Origin of the sequence: Belliella aquatica (genome assembly GCF_014637795.1) — a bacterium.
GTDB classification, from domain to species: domain Bacteria; phylum Bacteroidota; class Bacteroidia; order Cytophagales; family Cyclobacteriaceae; genus Belliella; species Belliella aquatica.
This window is the reverse complement of the sequence record NZ_BMFD01000035.1, coordinates 1-8,244: the sequence shown is the minus strand read 5'-3', so window position 1 is coordinate 8,244 and position 8,244 is coordinate 1. Positions and strand designations below refer to the sequence as shown.

Here is an 8,244-nt window from a genome sequence, read left to right as displayed (position 1 = left end):
GCCTGCGTAATCGTATAGGTAGCTGTAAATTCCGCTGACCCACCGGGTGCCAAGGTTGTCGTGCCTGAGGTCTGAGTGATCGCACTCAAGCCCGGCAAGGCATCTTCTACTTTTACCCCTATCAACGTGAAGTCCCCAGTATTCTCTACCGTGAAGGTATACGTGATCACATCTCCTAATCCATACGTGGACTGACTCGCTGATTTGGTTATAGTGATCGAAGCTGTTGCAGCTGAATTATCAACTGTGATCGTCTCTGTATCTGTAGCCGTCACATCAGTTCCTGTCGGAGGTGTGCCTGTCGCTGTTGCTGTATTTACTACTGATCCGTTGTCAACATCTGCCTGCGTAATCGTATAGGTAGCTGTAAATTCCGCTGACCCACCGGGTGCCAAGGTTGTCGTGCCTGAGGTCTGGGTGATCGCACTCAAGCCCGGCAACGCATCCGAAACACCCACATTAGTCAAGGTGAAGTCTCCATCGTTCTCTACCGTGAAGGTATACGTGATCACATCTCCTAATACATACGTGGACTGACTCGCTTCTTTCGTGATCGTTATACAATACAAGCCAATAGTCACAGAACTGCTACTCTTGCAACCGTTAACCTTATCCCTTGAATAAACTGTGTAGGTTCCTGGATCTACCTCAAAAATATTTGAATCTTGCCAAGTATCATCGTCAAGGCTGTACTCATGATCGCCGCTCCCACCAAAGGTATCAACCACAATAGTTCCCTTTCCATCGTTTAATCCACAAATAGCATTCACTGAACTTGAGGAAGAAGGAGCCTGTTGAACAGTGATTATAGCCGCTTCTCCCAAAACTCCTGCTTCACAACCCGCGCCTGATGCCTCAATTGTAAACTCGTTGGATGACTGAGTCAATAATACGGAAGGGATCGTAAAGATCAAATCATTACCCGTTCCTACCGAAGAAATATTTGGAGACAAGGCCAAACTTCCTTGAAATACGGTATAAGTAATTCCCGATTCAGATCCCTTAACTGTAATCGTTCCATCTGAACCCAAACAAACAAAAGAGCCTTCCACGTCCAAAAGTAAATCAGCTGGAGAAGCTATCACATTAATTTCCTCTTCTAGAATGCCACTACATCCCCCGTTACCATTAGTAGAAGAGACAGTCAAAGTCGTACCCGCTGTCAATTGATTGAAAGGAATAGCAATTACTAAATCCCCACCATTTCCTTGTCCGGTAATTTTTGGGGAAAAAGAAAATCCTTGTGGATTTAAAATCTCATATTCAAATCCAGCTTCAGAATTAGAAATTGTCACACTTGGATTAGGATTCTTACACAAGTCGATGTCCGTGACTGTTGGAGTAACCAAATCAGGATCAGGAGTGACTTTTACTTCAACTTCGGAGAAATAGGTGACATTATTTGAACAACCAAAAGTTGTCTTCAAACTAAAAACAGCCCGGTAAGTTGTCGTTACTGTTGGTGACAAAGGCACGGGCATCCCAGTTAACTGGACTCCGTCAGCACCTAAGGCAGGGCTATAAGTACCATCAGCATTTTTGATTTCCCAATCAATATCGTATAAGTTATTTGTAGCACTTATAGCAGCCAAGGTAGTTGGGCTTCCCGGACATACAGCGCCTTCTGAAACTCTTGCTTGAGGAATAGTTGTGGTAGTGGTAACACTTACAGCTATATCCTTACTCGAGCAGCCAGTAGCCACTCGTATAAAATAATCTCCAACCTGGACATTTTGAAATACCGCATTGGTTTCTCCATCTAAAATGTCTACAGTCGATAATGGTATAGTGGGATCAGACGTTTCAAAAAGAGTAAAAGAAACTGGATAAACAATTGTCCCCGAAGTGATTTGTGCACTTACAATCCCTGAACTTGGATCTCCGATAGAACAAAAAGCAATTGAGGTATCTACTTCAAAATCTTCAAAAGGAGCTACTGTTACCTCTTGTGTATATTCACGGAAACCAAAATTCCCAAATGCAGCCGAATACAATCTCTCTGGAAAAGTTTGATTGACGTACCTGACATCTTTATACACTATAAAATAATCTCCAGATGAAACGTTATTGAAAACACCAGAAAGAGCGCCAAAGTGACTAGCAGCGATAGCACCTATCGTGCCATCTTGATTTTTTACTCTCAATTGAACATTAATGCTTACATTGAGCGCATTTACAGGATTCATATTGAAAGCAACTGTACTGGAATTAGCACATCCATCAATAATATTTATTTCAGGACTATATTGAGTTAGATTAGTAAGGTTAATATTCCTTACGATGGAATAGCCAGTTTCAGATGAGCAATTATCTTCAATTTTAATTTGATACTCACCTTCAGGTAAGTCTCCAATAAACATTTCAGGAGTAGGGTAGTCATTAAAAATAACATCAAAAGGGAAATTATATTGATATGTCCCTGCTAGATCACCCGGGCCATTTGCTATGTGGGTTATAGAAGACTGCCCATCCACTCTGGATACAGTAATCTTCAAAGGAGTTTGCATGGGAGGCAAACCCGGAAAATCCACTTTGATAGTTGATGTACCTTCGATTATAGAAGGAGATTCCGCAAGATTAACTACACCCAACGGATTCTCGTCAATTAGTTGTATAACTTTGCTTACTGAGCCTTGGCATGCATCTGATACTGTCACTCTATATACACCTGTAGAAGCTACTGCATAACTCGCAACCGCTGATGGAATTCTAACACCTAAGTTCACCCCTAAAGCATTGTTCGTCAAAGAAGGGTCTGGTTCAATCTCCTCGTTGGGGACAATATGCCAAATTGAAAGATCTGAGTCATCTCTTCTCTCTATCTGGACTTGGTTTACATCACAATAATAAACAGCTCTATGGGTATCTCCATTCTGCTGCAAATCTTCATCACCAATAATTCTAATTCTAAATCTCTTTTCACAAGTTTCAGGGTCCAGAACTACGGACCTGTTGAGGATAAGAAAATCGTCCTTCATTATTGCTGTTGCTGCTTTCGTAATAACAGTACATCCATCATCAAAAGAAGTAGAGAATGGTGTATTATGAATCAATATCGGTCCTCCTGTAGTAACTGGATCATAAGTAAATCTTGTAGCAGGACCTTCTACACCAACAAAAGTTAAAGGATATGAAACTCCTGCGATAGTAATAGTCGCATTGCCAGTATCTTGTAAAACTGCAAGTCTACCAGTTGTAACATTGGTTAGGTTAACGAAAAGTTTTATTCCCGAACATGACCCTGGAGCAGATGAACAATCTCTTTCAAAATTATATGGTCTTAAAAAATAATTAATTGGAGCTGTAGAAACAGTAACAGTATTATGTGTTCCATTGACAGATGTAGAACAACCCGATTGACCATTTACTTGGTCCGTTACTGTAATGCTTACTGTCTCACCTGCCCCCATATTTTCAAAAGTATGCGATCGATTTGCTGTAGTATGGGTCTGTGTTCCAAACAGTGAGTTGACGGTGTAGACGAATGGACCTACCCCATTGGCTACATTCACAGTTAAAGTTCCATTTTGAGAAGTGTTGCAGCTCGGAGCAACACTGGTACTCATGAGTGACATCGTTACATAGGAAGTAGTGACGTTAACATTGGGAGAGTGAGTTAAAATAGTGTTACCATCGGTAACTAGGATAGCATATTCACCAGGCAACAAGGAACCAAAAATCAAATCACCACCAGAAGTGGGAATATTTTGAGCCACCGGGTTACTTCCTGTACGAGTAATCTGTGCAGTCCACGTGCAATAACTACCTGTTGACAATGTAGGGACAGTGATGGTGATACTCCCATTTGCTGTACATGTAGCATTTTGAGAGCTAACTGTAAAGGAGGTTATACTTGTACACTGCGCATTGACAGTATTTGAAATAAAACTTGACAAACAAACAAGATTCAATAACCAAAAAAATATTAGATGGTTTTTATTTAATATTACCAGATTCATCTTCAATTGTATATTTTGAATAATAATTTGCAAAAGTCTCATTTCGTGAATAATATATCATTCTTAAAAAATGATATGATTTCCTAAAAAATGAAATACGTTGATTTCAAACGTTTGAAAATGAAAAAAAATACCGTTGGTAGAATAAAATTGGATAAAGGTTTACAAAATTATTTCTTCAATAATTCCATTGAATAAACAATTTAGGAATAAAAATCACTTTTTAGGAAACATTTATCTTGGCCATTTATCTTACTTTGAAGTCGCTTAGTTAAATTATCCCTATGTTGTTACCTAAAGATTTTATTAGCTTCTTGTATATTGGCATGAACATTACTTCAGTAGTGGTTAGTTTCATCTATACCTATTATCATTGGAGCAAAGGACTATTTGGTAAATTCACTTCACTTGCATTATTTTTTATAAGTTATGGGCTATTAACTTTTTTTGCTGCGGCCAATGGTCTTTTCCCATATTTCCCATGGTTAGCGCGAACAGGGTTATTAATGATTTTTATATTGGTTCCACTAATTTTCCTTGCTGTGCATCGTGGTCTTCGAGAATCACCTATAAGAAAAGTAGATTTGTTACATGGTTTGCCTGGCCTTTTATATGTGGTTAATTTCTTGCCTTTTTGGATAAAACCTCAACAAGATAGAATTTTGATGATTGATCTTCAAAATTTTGCTAAATACGATGAAGGATGGATCTTTCCTGCTTATTCCCTCAGCATTATTACTTTTATTGTAGTCTTGGCATATGGGATCAGAATATTTCAAATAATGCAACTTCCTTCTCTGGAACAAACTTCCCCATATCGAAGACGAAAAGTTTTAATTTTTTGCTTATATGTCATTTTTTTAATTACCCCAATAATACTTTCCTGGACGGGGCACTATTCTGGTGCAAAGAGAGGGGCATTTAACCTCCTATTTATTTTAGGTAATCTTATCTTCTTTTTGGTGATTTTAAGTATCCCTGAATTGATATATGGCTTGACTACTAAAAACAAGTTTCATCAAGCACCCATAATTTTATTGCCTAAAAGTCAAAAAACAGATATAAATGATGAATACTCTCCAAAAGCCATCGTCCAAAAAGAGGAAATAATAAAATCCAATCTGACTGAAGAAGAAGCATATTTCGTGAAAAAGTTAAATGCTTATTTAGACCATGAACACCCCTTCCTAAATGTTGATTTTTCGCAATCTACCCTTGCCCAAGGAATAGATATGCCGGTATACCAACTAAGAAAATACCTTAAGGACATCTATAACAATTCATTTAATGAGTTTATTAACCGCAAAAGGATTCAGTTTTTAGTACTTCAATTAAAAAATAAAAAAGAATGGAGAAATTACAACATGGGTTCTCTAGCAACTGAAATAGGTTTTAAAAGTGTGAATTCTCTTTACTTAAACTTCAAAAAGGAAATGAACACAACGCCTAAGGAATATATCGTTCAATTGGAAAAACCCCAAGCAACTGCTTAATTAGATATAAAAAAATATGAAATTACATGTTTTCAATTAACTCTGTAGACATTAAATACTCATCAATATAAGCTCTTGGCGTAGTATTTAAGAATTTATGAAACTGAATGTAGAATGTATTGATACTTGCAAAACCCAATTCATTCGCTATATCTTCTAGGTTAACTTGCTCTGATGAAGTGATCATTGGTAAATAAACTGATTTAAAATATTCTATCCTTAACCAGTTGATGTAATTTTTAAAATTCAGCTGATATTTTTCTTTGATTGCTGCGCTGATATACCTACCTGAAATATTTAAGTTTTTCTCTAAAAATTTCAATGAAAATTCAGCTGACAAAAAGGGCTTGAATTCAGCCATAAATTCTTCTACCTTGAAAATCAACACATCTTTATCATTATCCGAAGATTCATAAATAGTTTCTACATTTTCAATAGATTCCAAGTTTGTTTCTTTTTCCAAGTCAAAAAGAAAATTGGGAATAAAGAAAAAAGAAACTGTAATATTAAATGTTGTAAACAGTCCTACAACATTTGCTACCAAAAATGAACCCACTTGTTCAAAACCCAAGGATGAAATAATAATTGGTAAAAGATTAGCTAATAAAAACCAGAAAGCTATTTTGAAGAAACCTTGAAGGTGAAGTGGGAATTTTTTGAAATTACCTGCAAGGAAAATCATATACCCAATTGCAGCCACATAGGAATAAAAAGGGACAACTCTTAATAATTCAAGTTGCTTCGGAGAAAACAAAGTACCCAACTGCCAAACATAAGCATATCCTTCCAACTCCATGGCCTTCATGATTTCTTGCTTCACTTGCGCGTCTGAAAATAATATGTCCCAGAAATTTAATACAAATAGGATTAATGGAATAAAGTGAAAGCAATGAATCCAATGTAATTTCTTATTCGTAGTATGGTAAAATACCAATAAAAACACAATCGGTAATCCAATTCTAGAAGTCAAGTGATTGACTAATAAAAAGTGCGGATAATCGTAGATATTATTATCTAAATACAAATGCACAGACAAAAACCTCACAAACAAAAAAAATAGCAGCAATGAAATTGCTTTATGTGTTAGACTTTTCGAATAATTATAGTAAATATATATGAGCAGCGTTATTCCAGTAAGAAATACGATGGATGATGTAAGCAAATAAATGATAAACTCCATAAAATCACATATAAATAGCTAACCTAATGTGGAAGTTTAAAGTCAGCAGCAAATAATGACAATTTCAAAATTGACACTATAAATTTTAATGTTGAAATTTTGAAGAAAAATTTGATTGTATTTTGTAATATAATGTAAATAAAAAGCAAAAAAAATGATATTTTTGAGGAAAAGAGAACAAACTCTTCATACTTGAAGAAGAAAAGTCACCAATGCATAAATAACCTAAAATATCATCAGATACCTTGCTTGTCTATCAAAATACAAGAAAGATTAAAACAATCCTTTATGCATTTACAAATACGAATCTTCTTAATCGACTATATGTATGCATATTAGAAAAGAAAATTCATTTAATTTACAAAATTTGAAGAAATTGGAAACTTTTTCGTAGAAATTATTGGTATTATATTTTAAGTACTAATTTTAGTCTAACTCTAGTGACCAAAATGCGGGAAAGAGGATGCAAGTTTGTTTAACAAATCGCACCCTCTTTATTTTTATCAAGTAAATAACTATAAACGTATTATATTCTCATTGAACGTATCAGTGCTCTTCACATCATTTTAGGAAAAATGTTGAAGGAGAAAGGCAAAAGCCAGAGCTTAAGAAATAATCCTTTTGGTCTCGATTGCTATAGTTATTCAATGAAAGGCTAGGCTGCAGGTTCGGAATAATTTAGGCGATAAGAAAGAATTCATGAATATGACGAAATAGCTACTTATTGATTAAAGTAACAATTAATCTCCCTTTATCAAACCATCTTCTTACAACCTACTTCCCCATTAAAAACAACTAATCAGTTAAGCGATTAAACAATAGGGAGACAGTCATTTAACAGTCCCCCTAACGTCTTAAACCCATACGTCGTAAAGGGTTTGTAGCTTTCAAACTCCCCCTACCAAATCATCCCTCTCCTATCTCCAAATAAGGCGTAAGTCAGCATGAATTCATGCGTCACATTCGGAAGTAAGTAGCTTCTCAGCATCGGTATCTCGTAGATATAGCCTAAGCGCATCTTATCGAAGAGCAAGCCAAACTGAAAATTGTTCGCATAGTCTATTCTATGTCCTCCTCCTAGCCAGAACTTCTCTTTCAAGACTACTTTCATATTGAATTCTACATTGTCTGGCAAGTCTATCTGACTCCTGTACATGAAGTTGGTTGCTAGAGCTAGGTTGTCGGTCATTCTGTTTCTATAACCTGCTTGGAAGATACCTGCCCTGGGCATTCTCTCCATGAATACATCTCCTGAGTTGATCGCTCCTTGATTCACATGGTGTACCGCATAAGACACATAGTAGTTTGGGTGCGTTACCGCTATCCCTAAGTTGAAGTCCATCACCTGCATATTTGAGAAACTCCCGAGGTACTGTCCTACTATCGGGTCATCTGCTTGCTCCGTCGTCATGCTATTCCCATCTAGGCGAACAGAGCGGTAATTTAAACCAGCTCCTAATCTTAGATTTGTTTTTTCTCCTATTTGGATCCTGGAGGCATAGCTAGCGACAAACTCCGTCTCTGCAAAGGCTCCATACTGATCATGTAGGATAGATATTCCTGCAGCATTCTTGCCTAGGATATCTCCTGAGGCTTGACCTGAGAGTTGGCC

General features: G+C 36.7%; 4 protein-coding genes. 1 reads left to right on the top strand and 3 read right to left on the bottom strand.

The window, feature by feature from the left end; translation table 11 throughout:
- Positions 1–3,896, bottom strand: a 3,896-nt coding sequence (locus IEV57_RS19080; protein WP_188444636.1) for a COG1470 family protein, incomplete at its 3' end; no start/stop codon positions are given.
- Positions 3,897–4,243: 347 nt separating this feature from the next.
- On the opposite strand from IEV57_RS19080, the gene IEV57_RS19075 reads away from it, so the two are divergent.
- Positions 4,244–5,452 (top strand): helix-turn-helix transcriptional regulator, encoded by a 1,209-nt coding sequence (locus IEV57_RS19075; RefSeq protein ID WP_188444635.1) that lies wholly within the window; start codon positions 4,244–4,246, stop codon positions 5,450–5,452.
- Positions 5,453–5,474: 22 nt separating this feature from the next.
- On the opposite strand, the gene IEV57_RS19070 is transcribed toward IEV57_RS19075, so the two are convergent.
- Positions 5,475–6,272 (bottom strand): helix-turn-helix domain-containing protein, encoded by a 798-nt coding sequence (locus tag IEV57_RS19070; RefSeq protein ID WP_188444634.1) that lies wholly within the window; start codon positions 6,270–6,272, stop codon positions 5,475–5,477.
- A 1,258-nt stretch (positions 6,273–7,530) separates the two neighbouring features.
- Positions 7,531–8,244, bottom strand: a 714-nt coding sequence (locus tag IEV57_RS19065; RefSeq protein WP_188444633.1) for a PorP/SprF family type IX secretion system membrane protein, incomplete at its 5' end; no start/stop codon positions are given.